Origin of the sequence: Sphingobacterium lactis, from assembly GCF_051951495.1 — a bacterium.
Taxonomy (GTDB): domain Bacteria; phylum Bacteroidota; class Bacteroidia; order Sphingobacteriales; family Sphingobacteriaceae; genus Sphingobacterium; species Sphingobacterium lactis_A.
Genome location: NZ_JBNHAS010000001.1, coordinates 1,246,114 through 1,270,145, shown reverse-complemented (window position 1 = coordinate 1,270,145; position 24,032 = coordinate 1,246,114). Strand labels below are relative to the sequence as shown.

Annotated in this window: 17 protein-coding genes; 12 read left to right on the top strand and 5 right to left on the bottom strand. The window is 33.6% G+C overall.

All coding sequences use genetic code 11. The features are described 5' to 3' along the window. Positions 1 to 39: 39 nt before the first annotated feature. From ACP6L2_RS05465 to ACP6L2_RS05455, 3 genes are all read right to left on the bottom strand, one after another. Positions 40 to 996 (bottom strand): DUF3829 domain-containing protein, encoded by a 957-nt coding sequence (locus ACP6L2_RS05465; RefSeq protein WP_440508271.1) that lies wholly within the window; start codon positions 994 to 996, stop codon positions 40 to 42. Positions 997 to 1,329: 333 nt separating this feature from the next. Then, complete coding sequence (locus ACP6L2_RS05460) at positions 1,330 to 1,614, bottom strand: zinc-ribbon domain-containing protein (RefSeq protein ID WP_440508679.1); 285 nt, start codon at positions 1,612 to 1,614, stop codon at positions 1,330 to 1,332. A gap of 168 nt (positions 1,615 to 1,782) precedes the next feature. Further along, a complete protein-coding gene (locus ACP6L2_RS05455) occupies positions 1,783 to 2,136 on the bottom strand; it encodes a DUF2200 domain-containing protein (RefSeq protein WP_440508270.1) in 354 nt (117 codons plus the stop codon). Between the two features lie 225 nt (positions 2,137 to 2,361). On the opposite strand from ACP6L2_RS05455, the gene ACP6L2_RS05450 reads away from it, so the two are divergent. Together ACP6L2_RS05450 and ACP6L2_RS05445 are read left to right on the top strand one after the other, a co-directional pair. Next, a complete protein-coding gene (locus tag ACP6L2_RS05450; RefSeq protein ID WP_440508269.1) occupies positions 2,362 to 3,741 on the top strand; it encodes a DUF1800 domain-containing protein in 1,380 nt (459 codons plus the stop codon). Positions 3,742 to 3,753: 12 nt separating this feature from the next. Beyond that, positions 3,754 to 4,941 carry a DUF1501 domain-containing protein gene (locus ACP6L2_RS05445; protein WP_440508268.1) on the top strand — a complete coding sequence of 396 codons (1,188 nt, stop codon included), beginning with the start codon at positions 3,754 to 3,756 and terminating at the stop codon, positions 4,939 to 4,941. A 12-nt stretch (positions 4,942 to 4,953) separates the two neighbouring features. Here ACP6L2_RS05445 and ACP6L2_RS05440 read toward each other — a convergent pair whose 3' ends face one another. Next, positions 4,954 to 5,502 carry a GNAT family N-acetyltransferase gene (locus tag ACP6L2_RS05440; protein WP_440508267.1) on the bottom strand — a complete coding sequence of 183 codons (549 nt, stop codon included), beginning with the start codon at positions 5,500 to 5,502 and terminating at the stop codon, positions 4,954 to 4,956. Between the two features lie 245 nt (positions 5,503 to 5,747). Here ACP6L2_RS05440 and ACP6L2_RS05435 point away from each other — a divergent pair, with 245 nt between their 5' ends. From ACP6L2_RS05435 to ACP6L2_RS05390, 10 genes are all read left to right on the top strand, one after another. Beyond that, a complete protein-coding gene (locus ACP6L2_RS05435; protein ID WP_440508266.1) occupies positions 5,748 to 6,341 on the top strand; it encodes an RNA polymerase sigma factor in 594 nt (197 codons plus the stop codon). 144 nt (positions 6,342 to 6,485) lie between these two features. Continuing rightward, positions 6,486 to 7,739 (top strand): FecR family protein, encoded by a 1,254-nt coding sequence (locus ACP6L2_RS05430; protein ID WP_440508265.1) that lies wholly within the window; start codon positions 6,486 to 6,488, stop codon positions 7,737 to 7,739. A 117-nt stretch (positions 7,740 to 7,856) separates the two neighbouring features. After that, complete coding sequence (locus ACP6L2_RS05425; RefSeq protein ID WP_440508264.1) at positions 7,857 to 11,327, top strand: carboxypeptidase-like regulatory domain-containing protein; 3,471 nt, start codon at positions 7,857 to 7,859, stop codon at positions 11,325 to 11,327. Positions 11,328 to 11,329: 2 nt separating this feature from the next. Continuing rightward, positions 11,330 to 13,057 (top strand): DUF4397 domain-containing protein, encoded by a 1,728-nt coding sequence (locus ACP6L2_RS05420; RefSeq protein ID WP_440508263.1) that lies wholly within the window; start codon positions 11,330 to 11,332, stop codon positions 13,055 to 13,057. 173 nt (positions 13,058 to 13,230) lie between these two features. Further along, positions 13,231 to 14,295: a hypothetical protein gene (locus tag ACP6L2_RS05415; RefSeq protein ID WP_440508262.1), complete on the top strand. Its 1,065-nt coding sequence runs from the start codon at positions 13,231 to 13,233 to the stop codon at positions 14,293 to 14,295. 5 nt (positions 14,296 to 14,300) lie between these two features. Then, positions 14,301 to 15,344: a fasciclin domain-containing protein gene (locus tag ACP6L2_RS05410; protein WP_440508261.1), complete on the top strand. Its 1,044-nt coding sequence runs from the start codon at positions 14,301 to 14,303 to the stop codon at positions 15,342 to 15,344. Positions 15,345 to 15,350: 6 nt separating this feature from the next. Then, a complete protein-coding gene (locus ACP6L2_RS05405) occupies positions 15,351 to 16,679 on the top strand; it encodes a fasciclin domain-containing protein (RefSeq protein ID WP_440508260.1) in 1,329 nt (442 codons plus the stop codon). Positions 16,680 to 16,681: 2 nt separating this feature from the next. Further along, on the top strand, positions 16,682 to 17,659 hold the full coding sequence (locus ACP6L2_RS05400; RefSeq protein ID WP_440508259.1) for a fasciclin domain-containing protein: 978 nt from the start codon (positions 16,682 to 16,684) through the stop codon (positions 17,657 to 17,659). A 61-nt stretch (positions 17,660 to 17,720) separates the two neighbouring features. Continuing rightward, the gene (locus tag ACP6L2_RS05395) at positions 17,721 to 20,999 is read left to right on the top strand and encodes a TonB-dependent receptor (protein WP_440508258.1); all 3,279 of its coding nucleotides are present in this window, start codon (positions 17,721 to 17,723) and stop codon (positions 20,997 to 20,999) included. 51 nt (positions 21,000 to 21,050) lie between these two features. Next, complete coding sequence (locus ACP6L2_RS05390; RefSeq protein WP_440508257.1) at positions 21,051 to 23,231, top strand: IPT/TIG domain-containing protein; 2,181 nt, start codon at positions 21,051 to 21,053, stop codon at positions 23,229 to 23,231. Between the two features lie 144 nt (positions 23,232 to 23,375). Here the strand turns inward: ACP6L2_RS05390 and ACP6L2_RS05385 are convergent, their stop codons facing one another. Next, a complete protein-coding gene (locus ACP6L2_RS05385; RefSeq protein WP_440508256.1) occupies positions 23,376 to 23,900 on the bottom strand; it encodes a hypothetical protein in 525 nt (174 codons plus the stop codon). Positions 23,901 to 24,032: the final 132 nt, after the last annotated feature.

The window sequence follows — 24,032 nt, the reverse complement described above, 5'->3', positions numbered from 1 at the left end:
GAATTGGAGACCCTTTATTAATATATGAAGTGTAGTAGTTTAATTGACAAATGAATTGTAGCTGGATACAACGGATTGTGTACTGCGATCTAAAGTCTCTAAATTAGATTCAGATACATTTCCAGTTTCATTTAATTCTCGCTGAATAATACGTAATTTTCCTAAATATTCGTTTATTTCGTCATTAAAGCTGGTAAACCTACGGTTTTCGCTAGCAAATTTCTCATCCTTGATTGGATTATCCTTGCTTTTGTTGTACATGGTTTCCAATTCTTTATATTGGGACTCTAATGTAGCCTTGAAGCTATTCATATCCGAAATTTGATAGGTTCCTTCAGTAATTTTTTGTGTGTAGTCCATTAATTGACGAGCAGTGATAATCTGATCTTTATAAGGGTGATCCTTTAAGATTTTCTCTTCTGCTTTCTCAGCCTCTGGTTTTAAAGCATCAAACAAAGATTTGGAAGCATTTCTATTTTTATTGATTTCTGCTAATGCTCTCACTTTAATGTCTTCAATTTTCTTGCCTTTATCCTCTTTCCAATCTTCAGCTGATTTGTAAGCATCAAGCTCTTTATGGATTCTTTTTAAGGCTTCAAAACTCCCAGTTAGACTATCAATCCATTCGCTATAATTTCCTTTTAAACTGCTAGGAGCTTTTAAATTATCCATTCCACCAACAATGACAGGCGTAATTAAAATAGGAGGAATAGCTACTGCATTTGGATTGGTTAATTTCGTTTGGACAAATTTTTCAAAACCATCTACTGCATTCATAAAATTACGGATGTAAGTATTATGGCTATTTTCAACGCGAACCAATCGGTTATTAAATTCAATAATGGCGTCTGCATCTTCTTTATCGTTACTTGATCCAAATAATCCACCAGAACTTTCTGTAGAATCGCCAGATTCCCCTTTTTTACCAGAATTATTGCAACTGGCAAATAAGGTTAGAGCTAGAGTACTGCAAATGATAATCTGTGTAATTTTCATAATGAGCTGTTTAATAGTTGTACGAAGTATATGTTTATATGATTGTTAGCAAAGTCCATGCTGTAAAAAACATGTTAATCTTATTAATCATGCATCATGCCAAGAATAGATTTGGATTATTCTCTAAGTTTATTTTTTGGAATAGAATGATCCAAAATTGATTAAAAACCAGCTCTAATGGTAATTAACAAGGATTTTAGGGGTAGAATTAACGAAATTCTCAGATTGGTTAATTGGACGGATAAACTTTCCTTTTATTTAAAAATAGTAGCAATCCCTATACAGCGATTTAATATTGTTGTGTCCGAAAAGGTTTAATTTGGGATACTCTATTTAGCCTTTTATGGCATGTGTAATAACGCTGATAAGAATAAATAGTGCAATTATTAATAAAATAATGTAGGTGAACCAGGGCGTTCTTAATTGTTTTCGAGTGGAAAGAGCCTGAGCTTTTAAATCAGGATTCATTTGATTCAACTTTAATAGTTGCTTACAGTGCGTGCAAGTGGAAAAGCTTTCACGCCAAAGTGGAAATAGGGGGATCCAAAATATATGAAAGTATCGTTGGTTATGGACCAATGCCATAGTGTTTTCTTGATGACAGTAATTACAATTCATAGGGATTGGTTCTGCAGCAAGGCGTGTGGTATTCGTTCCGAAAATAAAAAACATAAGCTTTCAGTTTTGGGTTTTATGACTAGTGTTGTTTTTTAAAACTATAAGCAATTATAAGTCCAAATGTTATCTGATTCTTATGTTGATGTTCCGATATTAAATACTTATAGGCTAAGTTCGAAGGATTTTTTCCATTGCTTTGCCTTTTGCAAGTTCGTCAATTAATTTATCCAGGTATCGGACTTGTTGCATTAATTTATCTTCTATTTCTTCTACACGATATCCGCAGATTACACCAGTAATTTTATTTGCATTTGGATTTATTTCTGGAGCTTGACCGAAGAAGTCTTCAAAATTTGTTTTATTATCGAGTTGTTGTTTTAGACTTTTTTCATCGTATCCTGTTAGCCAAAAGATGATTTGATCTACTTCTTCTTTTGTTCGTCCTTTCTTCTCTGCCTTTTGGATATACATTGGATATACTCCAGCAAATGACATTTTATATACTCGTTCTATGTTTTTCATGTTTGAATAAATAGGTTTATACTAATATAAGCATAGAATTGATCTGTCAATCATTTATCAGCTAAAAAAGGTATTGGTAGATAATTTTAATTTTTAATTGCATCGTGGAGTTTTAGGAATTGATACATTTTTATTTTCTAAAAATACGTAAATTAGTTCTAGAAAAGACTGGGAATCAAGTGGTAGATACTGATTCTTATTTAATTCTATCAACTACCGAAAAAAATGAAAGATAACAGTTTAAATCACAAGTTACATTTGCTGTGGAGAGCGGGATTTGGACCTTCCTATCTTCAGATAAAGAGTCTGAAAAATATGGAGTTAACAGAATTGTTCCAAAGCATTTCCGGATTGGATCCATTTCAGCGTATTAACTATGTGGAAGAACAAGTTTCAGAAGTATATTCGGAACAAGAGGGGGATAATGCAGAGCGTAGGAAGGCTCAGCAACGCAGGAATAGGAAACAGAACCTAGACTTAAATCTTGATTTTCTAGACCGAATGGTGCATTCAAAAAATCAATTGAGGGAGAAGATGGCTTTCTTTTGGCATGGACATTTTGCCTGTAGAACAGTTAATCCTAAATATAATAGGCAGCTATTAAATAGTATTCGGCGAAATGCTTTAGGCAATTTCAAGGAATTGCTTTTTGATGTCAGTCAATCCCCGGCCATGCTAAGTTTTCTTAATAACCAGCAAAATAAGAAAGGGCATCCGAATGAGAATTTTGCACGAGAAGTAATGGAACTGTTTACTATGGGTAGAGGGAACTATACGGAGAAAGATGTTCGAGAAGCTGCTCGTGCGTTTACCGGTTGGGCTTTTGATAGAAATGGAAAGTTTCTTGAACGAAAAAATCAACATGATTCTAATGAGAAGACTTTTCTTGGTGAAACAGGAAATTTTGATGGATCAGATATATTAGAAATTATTCTTTCGAAGAAAGAAACTGCTAAGTTTATTACGCAAAAAATATATCGATTTTTTGTTAATGAACAGTTGGATAATAATCGAGTTGATACTTTAAGTCTGGAGTTTTATAATTCGAATTATGATATTATGAAATTGATGAAGTCGATTTTTAATAGCGATTGGTTTTATGAAACAAAAAATATTGGAAATCGAATTAAATCTCCTATCGAATTATTAGCTGGCATGATGCGATTCCTGCCAATGACTATTGAAAGAAATGAAAGTTTAGTTGAATATCAACGTCTTTTAGGTCAGATGCTACTTTATCCTCCAAATGTTGCAGGATGGCCAAGTGGTAAATCATGGATTGATAGTTCTACCTTAATGCTTCGTTTACAAATTCCGCAAATATGGTCAGGCTTGCGACCAATGGATTATGAAGCTCGAGAAGACGATGACCTGGACATGGGATTGAACAATAAAAGAAACCCTTTGAGCAGGCAATTTAAAGATCCCAAGATTGTGATCGATTGGGCTAAAGTGGAAGGGAGTTTTAAACATTCAGAAATTGCTGATTATTTAATTCAGACTAACGATAAGTCTATTCTTAAATTAACAGATCGATTTTCATCGGATAATTTGAAATCTAAAGTTATCAATCTAATGTCCACACCAGAATATCAGTTAATGTAAAAGCCAAAGGATATGATTATTAAAAGAAGAGAATTTTTGAAGATTGGCTCATTAGCTTCAGCATCACTTTTAATTCCTAATTTTTTAAAGGCATTAGAAGGGGACCAATCCTTATTAGCTAGACCTAATGTGTTGGTGGTCTTGCAATTTACAGGAGGAAATGATGGACTAAATACCATCATACCAACCCGAAATGATATTTACTTTAAAGAACGTCGTAAAATTGCGGTTCAAAACTCATTAAAGTTAACGGATGAAGCCGGTATAAATCCTTATTTAAGTGCTTTTAAATCACTATATGATGCAGGTGAATTGGCTATATTAAATAATGTAGGTTATCCAAATCCCGATAAGTCTCATTTTAGAAGTATGGATATTTGGCACTCAGCAAGTAGGAGTGATGAGTATTTGGAAACAGGATGGCTAGGTAGATACTTGGATGAGGCATGCTACGACTGTCCACATCCAACTCAAGCATTGGAAGTGGATGATATGCTTAGTTTGGCGTTGAAGGGCAAGAAAAACAAAGCTTTTGCCTTTAAGGAGCCAAGAAAACTGTACCAACTTAGTCAAGAGAATTATTTTAAAGCCTTATCCGAACAACATTCCCATGAAGAGGAAACAGTTTCTTATTTATATGAAACATTGGGATCTACTATTAATAATGCGGACTATATATTCGAAAAAAGTAAGGTCAAATCAAAACCGGCAGATTATCCAAACACAAACTTAGGTAGAGAATTTAAAACCATTTCTTCTTTAATAAAGTCTGATATTAATACACGGGTTTATTATTTGTCAATAGGTAGTTTTGATACACATGTTAATCAACATGATAAGCAGAGTAAGCTTTTTGAGGAGATTAATGGGGCCGTGGCAGCTTTTGTTAAAGATTTGAAGCAGCAAGGTTTATTTAAAAACACGATGCTAATGACATTTTCTGAGTTTGGTAGACGAGTTGCTGAAAATGCCAGTAATGGTACTGACCATGGTACTGCCAATCAAATGTTTTTCATTAGTGGTGGTTTAAAGAAGAAGGGACTTTTAAACGCATTGCCTGATTTAGGGAATTTAAATGAGGGTGACTTAATATATACAGAGGATTTTAGGAAAGTTTATGCCACTGTACTGAAGAATTGGTTGCAAGCTGATGAAAGTAAGATATTAGGATGGAAGAATGGTTTGTATGATTTTGTGTAGTAGATTAACATATCAATTATTATAATCTTGAAATTCCTCTTTCAACATAGAAAACACTTTAATATCCAAATATTCATCATTCACTAGCTCTGCTTGTCTTAAGATACCTTCTTCTTTGAAATTTAATTTTTGTGGAATGGCTTGGCTCTTAGTATTGTTTACAGCTGCCTTTATTTCAATCCGATTTAGGTTTAGCTCCTCGAAACCATATTTAATTAATCGTTTGCAGGCATTAATGACAATTCCTTTTCCGTTTTTATCCTGATCGATCCAATAACCAATGGCAGCATTTTTATTGTTCCAATTGATATGATGGAGCCCAATACGTCCAACAGCTTCTTCATTGTACAGTATCGTGAAGCTAGCTTCATATTTCTCTTCATTCTTTATGACTGCGTTTGAAATATATCCGTAAAAATCAGAGTCTAATTTCATTCCAGGAACCCAAGGGAGAAATTCACTAAGATAATTTCTATTTCTTTCAATAATTTGAAAGAGCTCTGGGGCATATTTAGATGATGTCCTTTCGAGGACTATATGTTCATTTACAACAAGTTTCATAAACTAATAGATGTTAATTAGGTAATTCTAAAAATTGATTCTTTAGGCGATGTTTAAATATTTGAATAAAGCTACATTTCCTTCCAGATAAAACCTAAAAGATTATTTATCTGATATAGATACAAGTATATTAGAAAAAAATCTTAAATATTTAACATTCTATTTAGTTTAATAATTTAACAAAAAGATAATTTATATACATAATGTTTAATAGGTAATTTTACATCATTAATTCCTATCTGAGTATGCTTAAAGAAGACATTCAAAAACATATGACATTGTGGCTTTCAGGGAAAGAAGAATCTTTTAATAAGCTTATTAAGCATTATTACAAAATTCTGATTCCAAGTTGTATGCGGTTTATTTCAAAAAGAGAGGATACAGAAGAGTTAGTGATGAATGTTTTGTTAAAGGTTTGGCAAAATAAAGCCCGTTTTCAAGAGGTAAATAATATGGACAGTTATGTCTATGCCATGTTAAGACAAGAGATAACTGCATTTTCCAGAAAGAAAGTCCTTGAAATGATAAGCTTAGAGGATATTAATCCTGTAGTAGCAAACTCAACCGATCACTTTGATTTAAGCTATAAGGAGTTATTAAAGCATTATCAGACTGCAATTGAAAAGTTAAGTCCAAAACAAAGAAAAATATATTTAATGATTCGTGAAAAGGGTTATTCGCGCAATGAAATTGCTGAGATAACAGGCCTTTCTGTAAATACTATAAATAATCATATGAATACAGCTCTACGATTACTTAGGAAAGAGTTGAAAGAATATCCAGATCTATTTGTACTATACCTAACGATATCTTCAAGCTCAATCACCTATATCGCTTAACCATTAAATCCGATTATTAATTAATTGCTTTCATAGACGACCTATATTAATTAATCATTAAATCTACTTTTCAGACTAGTCATTTTCTAAAAAATAAACATTCTTATTATCAAAGGCCAGTATTTGGCAAAATGATACTATAAAATGTTTATACCAACTCGTGAATTATTAATTCGTTATTTCTTAGGACAAGCTTCCGAATTGGAAATTGATCTAGTCACACATTACTTAGCTCTTGGGCAAGATGAGGAGTTTATTAACTCTTGTTTAGAGGAGTCAATGATTAAAATTGAGGAAGCTGAGGTCAATTTTAATGAGTTAGAATATGAGTTGTTTCTTAATCGTCTGAATGAAAAAAAGTATCCTATTCCTATATCTTTAGATTCACTAGAGAAAATTAATGAGAACCAACAAATAACTCGATATAATTTTAGTAACCATAACAAAGTCCGTTCCATGACCTGGAGGTTTTTAGGTATTATTGCCGCCTGTTTTATTTGTTTTCTATTAATAGATAAGGTTGTATTAACGAGACTTGAATCCCACGATTCAAAGGGTAAACAGTTGCTAGTCAATGATATTCCTCCGGCAAAAGATCAAGCCACCTTAACCTTGATAGATGGGTCTACTATTGCACTTTCAGAAATTAAACCTGGGAATGTAATAGATCAAAACGGAATTTTAATAGAAAAAATGGTAGATGGAACTATCAAATATATTGCAACCGAAGAAATCGATCAAACTAATTTAAGTAATTCTATTAGTACACCAAATGGCGGAACCTATCAAGTTATACTGCCCGATGGTTCAAAGGCATGGTTAAATGCGTCCTCTACACTTAAATATCCTTTAAAGTTTTCTGATCAAGAACGTAGAGTGGAAATGACTGGAGAGATTTATTTTGAAGTTGAAAAATTACAAAATATCTCATCAGGAAAGCGAATACCTTTTTATGTGAATTCTCCAAGACAAGAACTGGAAGTATTAGGAACAAAGTTCAATATAAAAGCTTATCCAACGGATTTAGAATCTAAGACTAGTTTATTAGAAGGAAGGGTCCAGATAAAATCAATAAAAAGTGGAGTAATTAAACAACTGATACCTGGAGATGAGGCTATAATTGATCATCAATTTGTTTTGCGAAAGGGAGATTTTGAGGAATCCTTAGCGTGGCGAACTGGTGATTTTGTTTTTAATAACGAGCCCCTTCCAGAAGTGCTAAAAACCTTGTCGAGATGGTATAATGTGGAAACAGAGTGTCCGCCTGCTTATAAAAATATTTCTATATCTGGAATGATATCAAGAAGGCAAAATTTATCGAGTGTTTTGGAAGGTATTTCCTCTACACAGAATTTTCAATTAAAGCTTAAAGAAAGGAGGATCATCGTGATTAAATAATTACTACTTCAAATGGCTATTGAGAAAAAGGCGAAAATGCTAGGAACATTTCCGCCGAGAGTTTAGTCATCAATATCTGCGAACAATTATATAATTAACCAAACTAGGTACAAAAGTATGAATTTTTATCAAATCATGGGTGCAATGAAATGTACCATGGTCTTATTGACTTGCCTAATTTTTCAGGTTTCGGCCTATTGCAAAGCTCAAAACATTACTATTAATAGGCAATCGACAACTATTATTGAAATACTCAAAGAAATCAGAAAACAGAGCCATTATGATTTCGTACATGAAGGAAATGTTTTTGATGGTATGCCCAAAGTAAAAATTGCTGTTAAAGACGCTACTGTTGAAGAAGTTTTAAATAAAACCTTTGAAGGGCTTCCCCTTTCCTACAGCTTAAAGGGCACCATAATTACCATACGAAGGATGGGGGAGTTAAATACGCTCAAATCAAATCAAGCGTCCGTAAAAGTTTCGGGTAGAGTAATTGATCAAAAAACAGGGCTACCCTTAAGTGCTGTTTCTATCCGAGTAAAAGGAAGTGCTACAGCTGTAAATAGTGATGCAAAGGGAGAATTCAGTATCCTGATTCCTGGTATTGGTGCAACCTTGGTTTTTAGCTTCCAAGGTTATCAAACACATGAAATACGAGTGAGTAAGGCGATTTCCAATTTGGAAATTAAGTTACGAGAAAGAACAGAACGGATTGAAGAAGTAGAAGTAACCGTATTAGCCAGAAGAAAAGCAAATACTAATATTGCCGTATTAGAAGAACGTAAGAAGGCTTCTATAGTCCAAGATGCTATTTCTGCTGAATTGATTGAAAAGACTGCCAGTATTACCACTACACAAGCATTACAACGCGTTACGGGAGTAACAGTTACTGATGATCGATATGTCGCTATACGTGGTCTTGGAGATCGCTCAGTTATTGGACAATTAAATGGAGTTAGATTAGCCTCTTCAGATCCTGATCGCAGTGCCATTCCTCTGGATTTAGTACCTGCTTCCTTATTAGATAATATCACAGTTTATAAAACAGTAACTCCTGATAAACCTGCTGATGCTGCATCAGGAATAGTGGAGTTGAAAACCAAATCTGTCCCTGATAAGATGACCTTAGAATTTATTGGTCAAACTGGAACAAACTCAAATATTGGGATTGGGGGACAGTACAACAGTTTTTGGAATAGTGAAATGGGTGTTTTAGGCAATCGTATAAATAAAAAGAATTTGTCCCAAGATTTTCAGAACCTCGCTAAGCAATATCCAAATGGGCTATCCGGAATTCATAAAATGGCTGCTTCGAGTCAGTTTAATCCTGAAGTTGGTCAAGAAGTAAATAGGATTAATGGGATTATGCGTGCTTTTGATCCTGTTTTAACGACTGATTTTCAAAAGGCACCGCTAAACCAACTTTATTCCCTAACATTTGGTAATAGTTATGATGTTTTTGAAAACCATAAACTCGGTGTAATACTAGGTGGAAATTATTTTAGAAGAACAACGAATGTTTACCAAGGCGATTTAACGCAATACAGTATTTACCAAGGTGTCGTCACGGGGAATAAAGATGTTCAAAGTGCTCGAAATATTCCAAATTACATTACCCCGAATAGTCTTCATATGGGGAAATATCAAACCTATAAAGAAAATACAGGTAGTGAGACATTAAATTATGGAATGCTTTCTGGATTGACCTATCGCTTTAATCCTTTACATGAAATCAGTTTTCAATATATAGGAAGTTGGGGTGGTGAATCTAAAGCAAGCCATTTGATGGGAGCTTATGAATACACCGGACTCCCTGGTGAAGTATCATCAACTACTTTTTCCTTAAAACAGTCTCGAAGGACTTTAAATACTTTCAACTTTCAAGGAGAGCATAAATTATTGAAGAATAAATATTCTCCTAGGCTGAGTTATAATATTGCACACTCCAATTCAACACATAATGATCCAGATTTTCGATTTGTAAATTTGGTGTCCTATAAGCCAAGAGGTGGAGGATGGTTCACTAAACCAAGGAGACTAGTAGGAGGAGGACTCACTGAAGAGCAAACGTATTCTGAGTATCTATATGCTTTAGGTTCTGGATATGTGAATGGTTATGGTTCATATGGCATAATTCAGGCTGAGCCAAATGGGCGTAGATGGCGAAATTTAAACGAGGATAACTACAATTATAAAGCTGATTTAGCCTTTCCAGTAAACCTATTTGGTAAGGATCAGGAGTTTAAATTTGGTGGTAACTATCTGTTCCGAGAGAGGAGTTTTAGTGAGAACCATTTATTTCTTCCCGGTTCAAATTTTACTGCAAACAAGCAATTGGCTTTATATGAAAACCATGGAAATTTGAATCGCTTAGTAGGTTCAGACGTCATCGGAATTTTAGCACCTCAAGCTAATCGTGGTGAAGGGTCAGGACCTGTTAGTGGATTCCTATACAACAGCCAGAAATCTCCGAATAATTATACTGGATATTTCGAAACAGCAGCTTTTTATGGAATGGCAAATCTGCAAGTAACAAATTCCCTAAAGCTTGTAGGAGGTGTTCGTTTTGAAATGACTGATATCGGCTCTATTGTAGATACAGCGGGGGTATTCTTAGATCCAGCATTGACCACATCAACAGGAAATAACACCATTTCTTTAGTAAATATTGAACCTAATTCGGTCTATAAGGAAAAGTACATGCCTTTTTATTCTGTAAATGCAATTTATACTTTAAACGACAATATGAATTTCCGGCTTGCCTTTAACAGTACATTGGCACGACCTGAACTGAGGGAGATAACTAATGTTTTTGAATTTGATGCATTCCAGATGGGTCTTGTTGTTGGAAATCCAAACTTAAGGAATCAGCAAACCAAAAATTTAGATTTTAGGTGGGAATGGTTTCCTCAAGCTGGTGAAGTAATTGCAATCTCTGCTTTTGGTAAACAAATCGATAATCAGTTGGTCAAGGTATTTGATTTAAAAACTGAAGGACTAGCTGCTTCTTATATGGAATTTCCGACCATACAGTTTCAAAATGATCCAAATAGAGGTCGTGTATATGGATTAGAGTTGGAGTTAGTTAAGAACCTGGGGCTTATTGCTGAACCTTTAAACCGATTCTTTATAGGTTCTAACCTGTTACTTGCACAAAGTGAAATTAAAAAGACTACCGATCGGTACAATGCCAATAGATCATTGGATCGCTTTACTCCGAAGAACAGTCCATTATTTGAACAAGCACCTTATAGCATTAATACTTGGCTGAATTTTAATCATGAAAAATGGGGAACTGATATTACATCCACCTTCAATATGGTAGGGGAACGATTAATTCAAATTAATCTTACAGGTGAGCCAGATTTATACTCCCGTCCTGTACCTGTCTTAGATTTCGTGTTTTCCCAAAGATTATCTAATCGCCTATTATTTAAAGGTTATGCAAAAAATGTCCTCAATCCTGATATCAATACGGTTTATAGTAATCCGAAAACAGGAGGGAAGTGGTACAAAAATGAGTATATCAATCGCAGCTTTAAAAATGGTACAGAAATAATGCTCGGTTTCACTTATAACATCTTGTAATTATGCAAAGACTATCAAAATACATGTTTTTATTATCCTTCACTGCTTTGGGTTTACTGTTTTCAACCCAATCATGTACAAAGGATATTCAAGAAATTGATTTGGATAAGAGGCCAGTTCAAAGAAACTTAAGTTCCTCTTTAATACGAATTGTAAATCTTGGAGAATATAATCAGATCAAGGCGAACGAAGAAAAACTTACTAATTTCATTTATAGGGATCCTGAGGGACCAGATGCCCAGAAGTTTCCAGGCACCTTATATTTTCCATCCAATGGACATTTAGGGAAAATATGGAATGTTCCAAAAGATCTCTTCTCAAAAGCTGAAAAAATTAATGTGGAGGCTTCATTTATTGGGAGGTCAGGCTCCAACTACTCTTTTACTCCTATAAAATTTTTAATGGAGCAAAAAGGAAACAATCCGGTGGATTATTATCTTTTGCCCGGTAGAATTGAAGGACCTTCATTTGCAGAGATTCCCAGAAGCATTACCCAACCAGCTAAACCTGATCATTTTAAAATTAGAATAATCAATTTGATGGCAAAATTTTGCGGTACATCAACCGAAGCTGAAGATTTGACAGGACCAATAACATTAACTTATGCTGATGGAGCGCCAGTATCCCCTTTGACAAGTAAAATATCATTTACCGATAGGGCATCAGAATATGTGGAAGTACCTTACGGTACCTATCAATTTAAAGTGCTCAACGCCAATGATAATCGTCAAATACCTGGTGCTAATGCGAAAAACCCTGACGATAGGTTAATTGATTTTAAAACCTCTTCCATTTCATTAGCGTTTGAAAGGCCTAGTCATTTGCATTATGCTCCGATAAAAACTTACCAACCTGGAGGGGTATACACCATCGTTGTCTTTCCAAGTCGATATAGTTATCATAATACAGCTGTAGAACAATTAACCATTGGAAGACAACATGGCTTTGAAGTGATTGAGGATATTACACCAGCATTAAATTCCTCTTATGCCAATTTACAAGTGGTTAACACCATAGCTGATTTAGGAACCTATAAATTCCAATTAGATAATGAATTATTATTCGAAAATATAGGTTTTACAAAAGCTAGTCCGTATAAATCCATCTCCATAGGAAATAAGGTCTTTAATTTAACAGACAATAACAATAAGGTCTTAGCCAAAATAGAAAGTCAGATTCTTGCTGGACAAAACTATAGTTTCTGGATTCATAAGGATGAAAAAGGAGAGGTTCGAATGAAATTAGTCCAGAATGATTTAAGTAATGTGCTATTTAATGATCATAACATTAAAGAAGATGGAAAAAATGGATATGTAGAACATGATTTTTTAATACGTTATCGGTTTTTCAATTTTTCAGAAGGTAATCCAGATGTTTCGTTCACTTCCAATAATGGACAGTTCTTTAGAGGGGAAAGAGCCGCATTCTCCAATATTCAATTTGCAGAAATCCCCAATGGATATCCCTATGTCCAGGGAAGTTTTAATAATCCTTTTCAAGTATTAACCTTCCGATCCCAAAAGTTGATCGTACCTGGAAAATGGGCAGAGGATATTCCAGCCTTATTGGGAACCGATTTATTAGCTAATCCTGAATTGTATAAGAGGGCAAAAAGACCATTGCCTTATACAGAAGCTGGGGTATTTAGTATTGCTTTGGTTGGCAAAAATTCTTCAGATAAATCGAAAGATTCAAATAATAAATTAATGGTTGTAAAACATATAAAATAATCATGATAAGGAAATTTAAAAATCACAAATACCCAGTTTTAATTGGGAGCTTATGTGTGTCATTGTTTTTGTTATTCCTAGTAAGTTGTACAAAAAACGATTATACACAGATTGAAGATCCAGCTTATTTAAGGGTTTTTAACAGCTTGAATTATAATATTACGATAGAAACAATGGATCATACCTATCCCTATTTATGTATGATCGTAAATCCAAAGTTCGACGAATCAGGTATGCCTATTGGCGGAGAAATAATAGGTGATAACATTGATAAAAGAAACATATATGCACCACCATATCCTACTCATGTAGGGAATAGTACAACAGTTCATAATCCAGAATATCCAGGAAAGGAAAATGTACTTGTTGGCCCAATTTTAAATGGCTTTGATCTTAGCTCTTGGGCACAGATTCCTTCAGGTAAAAAACGCTTTCTTTTTATGTTTCGCCCCAAAAATTCCACACCTTTTTTTGAATTGGATGATAAACTTAAAAGAATGGTGCTCTTAGATACCACACTTGAGTTAAAATCAAAGGAAGTTTATACAATGAATATTTTGCAAAAAGATTTTGGAAAGAAAAAATACGATGTTATTCTTCGACAGGAAAACTTCCATAAGCAAGCTTTTTCTGACTCCCTGGTCTATGTTAACTTTTATAATTATAGTTCAAATGGCTTTTTTGAAGCACCTAAAGCGTTAAAAAATATTAATGAAAAAATGGGAATGCTAAAAGATGGCATCAAAGATGATTTGAATATTTACTTAAGTCTTTATAGGGACACAACTGATTTAAATAGATCCCCTATTTATAGAAATTATCGAAGTGTTTTTCTAGGAAATGTTAAGAGAAATCTCGAAAACAACAATCCTGCTGTATATTACAATTTTCCAGTCTGGGCTGACACATCAGCAAATGGAATTTATACCAATACCTGGCAAAGGTTGGAGTTTTTATTACCTGGAATGGATATTTCCAGTCATCCTTATGCTTTTTTGAGCTCAAGCGGTAATAGTCATGGAAACTATTTCACGGCCAATTTTATAAAAAATGGAGATGTCGTTATTCATGCTTCTGCACATTATGCTAATGGAATTGTTCTTCCCAATTTATTAATTAATATTCATTCCGGTGAACATAATCCAAAGACTTTTGCTTCTGTAAATACTTTAGAAATTATTAATAATTTATTGTATTTAACCACTATCCAACGTAAATATCCAGCACCAAAATATTGATTGCCATGAAAAGATTAGTTCAAATAATCAGCTTACTCTGTTTATTATTAGTATATAGCTGTAGGCATACTGACTTAAGTGTTTTACCTCCTAATGAAAATTTGAGGAACATAGGTGATTTCCTAAAAAACAATTACGATTATAATCTCTTTTATGAGGCTTTAAATTATGCTGGTTTAATAGAGAAGCTAAATACAGAAGGACCTTTTACAGTTTTTGCTGTTCCCAATTTTGGATTCCATAAAAAGGGTATTCTTAACAAAAATGATGTGCTAAAATTAAATAAGGACAGTCTGTTAAAAGCCTTGAATAATTATATTTTACCAATAAAGCTACAATCGAAAGATTTACCAACTAATAGTTTAAATGTGAAATATAAAACAATATCTGGAAATGAAATTTCAATGGCATCTCAATTTGATGATTATCAAAAAGTAGTAAGTTCTTGGGATGTGGAAGGTTTTGGAGTTGATTATTCACGCAAAGATATAAACCTTTTAAATGGAACGGTTCATGAGCTAAGTTTTCATTTTAACTTTTATCCAGAGTTAACTGTGCAAGAATTTTTAAGTAACGAAGTTAAATACAGCAACTTTGTTATTGGGTTGAAGAAATTTGGATTATGGGATAAATTAAATAATAATAGAACGCATACCATTTTTGCTCCTACAAATGGTGCTTTAGAACAAGTGGGAATTACAAAAGCTTGGTTAGACAAAATTGACGTAAGAGAATATTTAGGTAACAGACTTTTTGGTGCCTATATACTCTACAATAGACATTTATTCCTGTCAGATATTTCTTTTTTGGATGCAAATTTTAATAGCTCTATTAAAGATGATGAGTATAGTGTGGATTTTCAAGTTCGATATGAAAATGGCATGAATTACTTTAATCTATTACTTATGAAGCCAAATGTTTTTCTACCGATTTCAACATCATTCAAAAACAACACTTCTATATCGATGAATAATCGTTGTGCGAATGGTATAATACACCAAGTAGATAATGGATTAGTTCATCCGAAAAATTCAAAGACTTCAAATTAATAAATTATGAAACTTCAAATGATACTAAAGAACTGTATAAATGGAATGGCGGTTTATTTGATTTATTCTGCTTATTTGTTTCAATCTTCCTGCAAACAGAATGAATTTATTCCTCCTGCAGTTGGCGAAAAAATTCCATTTGAAAATAAAAGTTTTAAACCTTTCAGCCAAGTAATACGAGAGTCTTCTGCAAATATTTTTAAGACAGCATGGGCTAAAAGCAATATGAATAAAATATTGGATTCCATAGGTAAAGATAAAACAGAATTTACTTTGCTAATTCCTTCTGATCAAGCATTTGAAAAAGTTGGTATAAATCTGCAGAAAGTGAACCTAATGACTTCAAGCTTTTTGGATACCCTTTTATTATACCATACCATTCGAAACAGATTGAATGATGCCGTTTTGAAAAATCGAAATGATAATTTAATAGCCTATTCTCTTCTTTATGAAAAGGGGTATCTCACTCTAAATAGATTTTTTGATATAGAACCTATAAATAATAATTTATATGATTTTGAGCGATATTTTTATAGGCACGCCTTAAAAATTGAGGATAATAATCTTTTTGTTAATGGAGCGTATGTTGGTGAAAATAAGTATGTTCCTACTAGAACTGGTTCTGTTTATTTTATCGAAAAAGTTATTCCTAGAACTGGGAAAACAGTTTTAGAGATTTTAGAATCAACCCCAAAGTTTTCCTTGTTCTTGGAAACCTTGAAATATTCGGATGAACTTTATGAGCTAGAATACGCGAAAAAGAATGAAGGGAGAAAAATAAATCGGCCTTCATTTGCCAACCGCCATTTATGGCAAAAAGGAGAAAATTCACTTGTTTTATTTCAAACTTTCTTTTTTCCAACGAATAAGGCTTTTGAAAAAGTTGGATTTAAAACCATAGAAGATATAAAAAGGTTTAACCAGGAACGATTCGAACCTACTTGGAAACTAGAAGGTGGTAATTATAATATGGAAGGACAATTTCCGATTGATAGCTTATTGGATTATCATGTAAGTCTAGGTTTTTATTCTAAATACTCACGTTTAAATTGGAGGTTTAATAAAAGATCTGATAAAAGATGGATTTATAGCAATCTTTTTTCTGAAGAAAAATTTCTTCAGAAATTAGTTTATTCCAATTCAGATTTTAATTTAAATGAAGAGATATTGTGGCCTTTTATTCACCAAATAGATAATAATGGGAGGTTTTTGATTGGACTTTTTGGTTCGAATCAAATGTCTATGGTGGATGAACCTAATATTCCATCCTTAATGGGGCCAATACATGCGATGGACGATCTCATAATTCCCAAAAATTTCCAATTAAAAAAATAGATATGAGAACATTATTTTACCATATATTATGTTTTTTTCTTCTTCATAGCATGTTTTCATGCAATAAAGTTTCTGAATTAGAGATCAACTCCAAAACGAATAATATCAGCCCGGTTATTGCCGATAATTTTAGCCTCAGTTCATTTCATATTGCTGTACAAAAAAGCAAGTTTTCTGATTTATTAAACTCTCCTGGCCCTTTTACCGTATTAGCTCCTACCAATGTAGCATTCGTGAATAAAGGATATGGAAATATTAGGGATTTAATAATGGAATCACATGACGTTTTGAGTAACCTTACAAGATACCACATTTTAGATGGAGCCTATGATTTCAAAAAACTACCCTTTATGTTCAGTCAAGAACTGGAATCCAGAGGCGGGAAAATGTTTCTAACAAAATGGGTATATAACAAAGACACCGTTATCAGTATTAATGGTTCGCGCGTGTTTTTACATCCTATTTCTGCATCCAATGGCTCTATCTGGGTTATAGATAAGGTTCTGGAAACAAACATTCACCAGAATTTATTTCATGCTATTTCTGCTGATCCTGAATTAACATTATTTGCAAGGGCAATATTTCGTGCAGGATTGCAAAAACAGTATGAGCAAAAAATGCTTCAAACTGTTTTCGTTCCTAATAATAAAGCCATGATTGCATTTGGTTTGAATTCATTGGAAGAAATAGATAAGAGAGAAGAAAAGGAATTAGCCTCATTCGTTAAAACCCATTCCATGATCGATGCACGTTTTTTAGATGAATTTATCTTTACAATTGGTCAATCAAAGGAACGTAAGCAATTGATGAATGATGAACGTTCCATTCTGTTAAAATTAATAAGGGACAGAAATGATCATGAATCCTTAGTCATAAGAGGTATAGCTAACAGCTCAGATATAAAAATTATCAAACCAAATACGCTTACAGGTAATGGCGTTCTCCACATCATTGATTCGGTCATCAAAACTCATCCCTAATCAATTAATATTTTTTTACGAAATCAATGAAATTACTATTTAGGTAAATAGAACTTTTCTAATGAAAATGATACAAGTTAAATTATCTGCAAGCTCAAAATTTTGGAGCTTATGGATACTTATATTCCTGTGTGCTAGGCTGCAGGGGCAAGAAACATCCGGATCTATATCCGGAAAGATTACAAATCAAAATTTGGAAGCTATTCAATCTGCTACCATAGAAGCTATTCACCTTCCTACGAATACAAAATACAGCACAGCTACTGATAAGAGTGGTCGATATTATTTTGACAATATTCGCTTAGGCGGTCCCTATCACATAAAAGCTAATATGCAAGGAATGAAAGAGGAACTAAGAAGCGATATTATAGTCAGATTAGGAGGATCGGAGCAAGTGAATTTTATATTAACAAGTCTATCCTTAGCATTGGAAGAAATAGTGGTGAAAGGAAGGGGCCAGGGGCAAGTCGTTGATCAATATGGTATAGGAAAGTATATCAGTGCAGAGGAGCTCAAAAATCTACCGACGATTAGTCGATCAATAACTGATATGACTAGGTTGACTGCTCAAGGAAGTCGGGATAATAGTTTTGCAGGTTCAAATTTTCGATATAATAATGTAACGATTGATGGTGCTGTTAATAATGATGCTATTGGTTTTTCTCCTTCATTAGGAGGACAAACGGGTACTTCAGGTATGATCGGAAGTTCAACAAGGACCAATCCGATTTCTCTTGATGCCATTCAGGATATCCAAGTCTACTTAGCGCCTTATGATGTTAAGATCGGGAATTTTACCGGTGGATCCATAAATGCAGTCACACGCAGTGGATCCAATACCTTTTCTGGTTCATTTTATGCCTATGGAAGAAATGCATCATTAGTCGCGGCAGATAGAATAGGCTCATTAGGTAAAATTGATGGTGATTTTCAGGATTACCAGGCGGGTTTTCGCTTAGGTTTCCCTATCATAAAAGATAAATTGTATTTCTTTAGTAATGAGGAAATAGTGAGAAGAAGGGACCCGAGTCAATTAGTCGCTGGCAGCATGGAAACAGCTCATATTCTAAACCTGGATGATGCAGAAGCCATTAAAAACACTGTAATAAATAGATATGGAAATATTTTTGATGCAGGAACTGCAGATAATTTTACGAATTGGAGTAATTCGATGAAATTTTTTAACCGCTTGGATTGGAATATTTCCTCAAGCCATCAATTGGCAATTAGAAACAATACCATTAACAGTAAGGCTTCTCATATGGATAGGGATCAACAGGATTTCCGATTCAGTAGCATGGCTTTTGAGCAGCAAAATTTTCAAACAAGTACAGTTGCTGAGCTTAAAAGTAGGTTTTCGAATAATTTGTCATCCAATGCTATTGTTGGTTTTACCTTGGTAAATGATAAACGAAACCCTTTAAGTAATCCTGCATTGCCCCAAGTTCAAATTCAAGGAAGAACTCCTGGAACAACGATTTATTTAGGTACAGATCGCGAAGCCAGCATCTTTGATATGAAACAACGTACTTGGGAGCTTTCGTACAATCTGAAATGGAATAAAGGCATTCATAAGTTGCTTTTTGGAACTCATAATGAATTATATCAAATTCAATATGGTTTTGTAAATGCATGGAATGGACGTGTGGATTATAATAACATTTCCGATTTTTTAAATAATAACCCTTATCGTGTTAGAGGAACTTATAATTATGTAAATAATTCAAGAGCCTATAATCAAAATAATCCTGCCGCAAATTTTAATGTTAATATGTATAGTCTATATGCGCAAGATGAAATCCGTGTAAACAATGATTTGAGTATTACCCCCGGATTAAGGCTTGATTTTACTCATTTGCCACAAAAACCTTTATTGAGCGATAAAATTAAAAATATTGTACCCGATCCAAATTTTGGAAATACCTATTCCTATACACCAATTTCACGTTTAGAAAACGATTATTTTAATAAGGTGAGTTTTTCACCTAGACTAGGTTTCAAGTGGAATGTATTACCAGATGAACGATTAATTATTAGAGGGGGAGCAGGATTATTTACCGGAAGGATTCCATTGGCTTGGATTGCCTATGCTTATTACAATACAGGGAATGGTTATGGTGCCTTTGATCAACGTGCTGATGCGAAAGCATTTGCCACTGGTACTGATGCTATTAAGCCGTCGGAAATGGGCATTGCTGAATTTATTAAAAATAACGGAGCAGTATTAAATGATCCAAATTCCGGAAAAACACAAGTCGATTTAATTGACAATGGTTTTACCATGCCTCAAGTTTTTAGGAATAGCCTAGCAATTGATTTTAAAACAGAACAGGATTGGAAATTTTCTTTCGAGGGGATTTATACCAAAAATTTAAATGATATCCTTTTTCAGCAAGTAAACAACAGAGATTATACGCTTTGGTATGGAAATGATTCCAATAAACAACAACCATTTTACAGCGGAACAGTTGATAGTCGATTTTCAAATGTTTATTTACTGAGCCAAACAAAACAAGGGTATCGTTATAACCTAACAGGTACTATTTCCAAAACTTGGAAGAATTTATTCAGGGGGTCCTTTAGTTATACGTATGGACAAGCCCGTGATCTTAGTAATGGAGTGAGAAACTCCATGGAGAGTAATTGGCAGTTAAACCAATCTTTAATTCCTAATAATCCAAGCCTAGCTGTAAGTAATTTTGATATTCCACATCGCATTGTTTCTAATTTGTCCTATAATGTTTTTTGGAAGAATTCAAATCGGACAAATATCAGTTTATTTTTCCAAGCGCAATCTGGCGCACCGTTTTCTTACGGTATAGTGAATTACAGTGTGCAAGGGTTGCCCCAACAAGTAAGCTTAGTCTATATACCTCAAAGATCGGAGGCTCTTCATTATTTTAGAGATATCCCAGGAGGTCAATCTGCGAATGATCAAGCTAGGGCTTTTAATGAATTTATCGATGCGAATTCGTATTTGACAAGTAGGAGAGGTCAATTCACAGAACGTAATAAAGCAAGAACACCTTGGAACTACCAAGCTGATTTGCAAATAGCTCATGATATTTATTTTAATAAATCAAGTTCAAGAAATTTTACTATCTCCTTGGATGTTATGAACTTAACTAATTTAATCCATTCGAATTGGGGAATCCAATATTTTTCACCAAACACTTTTAACTCGACCAGTAGTATAGGATTGACTCCAACGCTCTTTCCAAATAAACAAAATAAGGATGCTTGGCCAGTTTATACCTTTCAAAATCCAGGAAAACCTTACAGTATCGATTATTTCAACTCAAGAGCACAAATGCAATTAGGAGTTCGATATTCCTTTTAAAAAATGCCAAAGAAAAAATAGGAATGTTAATTATTATAAAATTATGAAATCATGAAAATGAATATATCTGTTCTATTAAGAGTAACTATAGTTTTGTTCTTTTTAGGGGTTATTGTTAATTATGCGTGTAAGAAGAAAGAGGTTTTAGTAAAAAAACTTGACCCTATATTTTCTGAGTTTTATCCAAATTCAGGTGGTCCAGGTACTTTAATTACTATTGAAGGAGAGAACCTAGAAGCTAATTTGGATGCTTATAAGATCAGTATAGCTGAAAACGAAGCAGATGTTGTAAGTGTAACTAAAAACAAACTTGTATTTATGGCACCCAGTAAATCCTTTAGTGGAGAAATTGTTGTTAAACATGAATCTTCCACAAAGAATATTGGGAAGTTTACTTATCAAGATTTAACCATTAAGGGTATTTCTCCTGCAAACGGTTCTTCAGGCACGGTAATAAAGATTAAAGGTTCTGGGTTTGCAGGTGAATTGGATCCCGCCAAGGTTATAATTAATGAGAAGGAATTATCTGTGGTTAGTGCTTCGGATACGGTATTGTATGCTGAGGTGCCTAAAGGAACTGGGACAGGGGCAGTTGAGGTCCATGTAAATGGAAAGGAGAGTAAAGGTCAAAGTTTTCGATATCAGGAAATCTTAGGCGTAAAACCTTTAAAAGGTGGCATGGGAACTCGTGTGACGATTTCAGGAATGGGTTTTGAATTGGACAAACAGAATACAGTTGTGGATTTCAATGGCAAGCTAGCAGAGGTTGTCGAAGTTAGTGAAACGCAAATGGTGGTCATCGCACCAACAGAAGTTAAGTCAGGACAAATTACAGTTGCTTTTGGAAAGTTAAAGTTGCCTGGACCTATTTTTACAGTTACACCGAAGCCTATTATTGAAAAGGTTGTGCCGCTGAGTGGCCCTGAAGATTCTGAAGTAACCATAACAGGAGACTTTTTTTCAACAATTGCTGAAGAAAATAAAATATATTTCAATGGCGTATTAGCCGAGATTACAAAAGTTAACCAACGAGAATTAAAAGTGAAAATTCCTAAAGGGGCATCAAATGGTGATATTTCTTTAGCTGTTAATGATCAAAAAGTGAATTGGCCAGATTTTCTTGTTCAAAATTTGGGATTATTAAATATAAATCCTTCAAATGGAATTTCCGGAGAGGAAATAACAATAACAGGAATGGGATTTTCAAAGAACATTCATGAAAACAAGGTCTTTTTCAACGGTGTACAAGCAAATGTTAAAAGTGCAAATGATACAGAATTGAAATTAAATTTACCTGAGGAAGCAAAGTCTGGACAAGTTACTGTGGAAGTCAATGGTAAAGTTGCTCATGGATTAAATTTTGAGCATACAGGTTCCCTAATATTTGCAAATGGAAGAGACAATGCATTATTTAATAGAATTGACCTAATAATTGCTGATTCTAAAGGAAACATCTTTGTACATGACAATAATTTGATTAAAAAAATAAGTCCAACAGGAGAAATAGATGTTTTTGCAGGAGGAGGAAAAGGCAGTCTCGTTAATGGTATTGGCAAACTAGCAAGTTTTAATAGAATACTTGGTTTAGCTATCGATAAATATGATAATTTGTTAGTCTCTGAATCTTCCTCTAAATTAATCCGTAAAATCACACCTCAAGCTGAGGTTTCAACTTTAACTGAACTCCCATTTAATCCAAATCTAATGAAAAGTGATTTTATGGGTAATGTATTAATATCTGATTCTAATGGAAGACTTTATTTTTTTGATGTTAATTCTGGTCAAGCGACCTTAGTGAAAGGATTCGAGTCAAAAAGAGTAAGGCAATTTGCAATAGTTGATAAAAATGAATTTTATTTTAATGATACCAATAAACCTCGCCAAATCCAAAATTATAAAAATAATGTAATAACAACTGTTGCCACTGATAAATTATATAGGTGGATTGATGGACCTTTAGATGTAGGAAGTGTCATGGTACCAATAAAAATGACTTTTAATAATATTAATAATAATCTATTTTTTCTAGATGGTGTTCGAGGTGTGGCTTTAAGGAAAATAGTTTTAGGAAGTTTATTAACATTAAGTGGTTTAAATGGTTCTGGATTTGAAGTCGGATCTTTAGGTAGAACCAAAATGTCTAGGCCAAATGATATTTGTATTGATAGGAAAGGTAATGTTTATGTATCTGATCCTGGCAATAAGGTTATTTACAAATTTTATTCTAAATAAGTTTAGATTTCAAATATGATTTAGAATATTTTAACTGTCCTTATTTCCCGTTACCAAGGCATTAGGGACAGTTTATTACTTTGAATTCTTTTAGAAAGCTAAAAGAATTCTAGTCCTTAATCGCATAAAAACTAACCTTGACCCTTAGCCATATTTCGAAAACTTAACTTTTGACTTTTTAATAAGTTGATCAATTTTCTGTAGTTCTGAATTATATTCTGACTCGAATCTTGGAAATAATTCCAACAGAGCTTTATAAAATTTATTTCCTTCAACTAGCACGATTTCGTAAAAATCTCTTGCCTGCATGTTGAGTCTATGCTGACCAACTTGAAATATTAATCGATCTTTTACAATCTCCATATTTACCGGCAATGCTTGACTAGGAAATGAGAATTTGCTGTTATTGTTTTCCAGCAATTCATCAAGAGCATCGATAAAATAAGGCCAAAAATAATTTAGATCATCCCAATCACTATAATCCAAAATGGTTTGATCATTATACTTCATAATGATTGCCCCAGTTATATAATCAGGATCAATCTTAGAAGAATCCAATTGACCAACATCATCAATATTAACGAATTTTGATAGATCGATCTTATTTAAAGCTCTAACTGTATATCTTTTGTCAGAAATGATATAGGAAGCTAATGTGAGTTTTTCCATACATTTTAATCGTCAATTAAAGTGCCTGAATTAAATTAAGCTTGAGAATTTGCTTGGTTTCTTTATTCTTCTGAAATACAAAAGATTATTTTATGTCAAGATAAATGGAGCGGAATTGTAGAATAATAATTA

Excerpts from the sequence above, each read along its gene's own strand:
- ACP6L2_RS05465 (WP_440508271.1), bottom strand. The coding sequence starts at position 996 with ATGAAAATTACACAGATTATCATTTGCAGTACTCTAGCTCTAACCTTA.
- ACP6L2_RS05460 (WP_440508679.1), bottom strand. The coding sequence starts at position 1,614 with ATGAATTGTAATTACTGTCATCAAGAAAACACTATGGCATTGGTCCAT.
- ACP6L2_RS05455 (WP_440508270.1), bottom strand. The coding sequence starts at position 2,136 with ATGAAAAACATAGAACGAGTATATAAAATGTCATTTGCTGGAGTATAT.
- ACP6L2_RS05450 (WP_440508269.1), top strand. The coding sequence starts at position 2,362 with ATGAAAGATAACAGTTTAAATCACAAGTTACATTTGCTGTGGAGAGCG.
- ACP6L2_RS05445 (WP_440508268.1), top strand. The coding sequence starts at position 3,754 with ATGATTATTAAAAGAAGAGAATTTTTGAAGATTGGCTCATTAGCTTCA.
- ACP6L2_RS05440 (WP_440508267.1), bottom strand. The coding sequence starts at position 5,502 with ATGAAACTTGTTGTAAATGAACATATAGTCCTCGAAAGGACATCATCT.
- ACP6L2_RS05435 (WP_440508266.1), top strand. The coding sequence starts at position 5,748 with ATGCTTAAAGAAGACATTCAAAAACATATGACATTGTGGCTTTCAGGG.
- ACP6L2_RS05430 (WP_440508265.1), top strand. The coding sequence starts at position 6,486 with ATGTTTATACCAACTCGTGAATTATTAATTCGTTATTTCTTAGGACAA.
- ACP6L2_RS05425 (WP_440508264.1), top strand. The coding sequence starts at position 7,857 with ATGAATTTTTATCAAATCATGGGTGCAATGAAATGTACCATGGTCTTA.
- ACP6L2_RS05420 (WP_440508263.1), top strand. The coding sequence starts at position 11,330 with ATGCAAAGACTATCAAAATACATGTTTTTATTATCCTTCACTGCTTTG.
- ACP6L2_RS05415 (WP_440508262.1), top strand. The coding sequence starts at position 13,231 with ATGGATCATACCTATCCCTATTTATGTATGATCGTAAATCCAAAGTTC.
- ACP6L2_RS05410 (WP_440508261.1), top strand. The coding sequence starts at position 14,301 with ATGAAAAGATTAGTTCAAATAATCAGCTTACTCTGTTTATTATTAGTA.
- ACP6L2_RS05405 (WP_440508260.1), top strand. The coding sequence starts at position 15,351 with ATGAAACTTCAAATGATACTAAAGAACTGTATAAATGGAATGGCGGTT.
- ACP6L2_RS05400 (WP_440508259.1), top strand. The coding sequence starts at position 16,682 with ATGAGAACATTATTTTACCATATATTATGTTTTTTTCTTCTTCATAGC.
- ACP6L2_RS05395 (WP_440508258.1), top strand. The coding sequence starts at position 17,721 with ATGAAAATGATACAAGTTAAATTATCTGCAAGCTCAAAATTTTGGAGC.
- ACP6L2_RS05390 (WP_440508257.1), top strand. The coding sequence starts at position 21,051 with ATGAAAATGAATATATCTGTTCTATTAAGAGTAACTATAGTTTTGTTC.
- ACP6L2_RS05385 (WP_440508256.1), bottom strand. The coding sequence starts at position 23,900 with ATGGAAAAACTCACATTAGCTTCCTATATCATTTCTGACAAAAGATAT.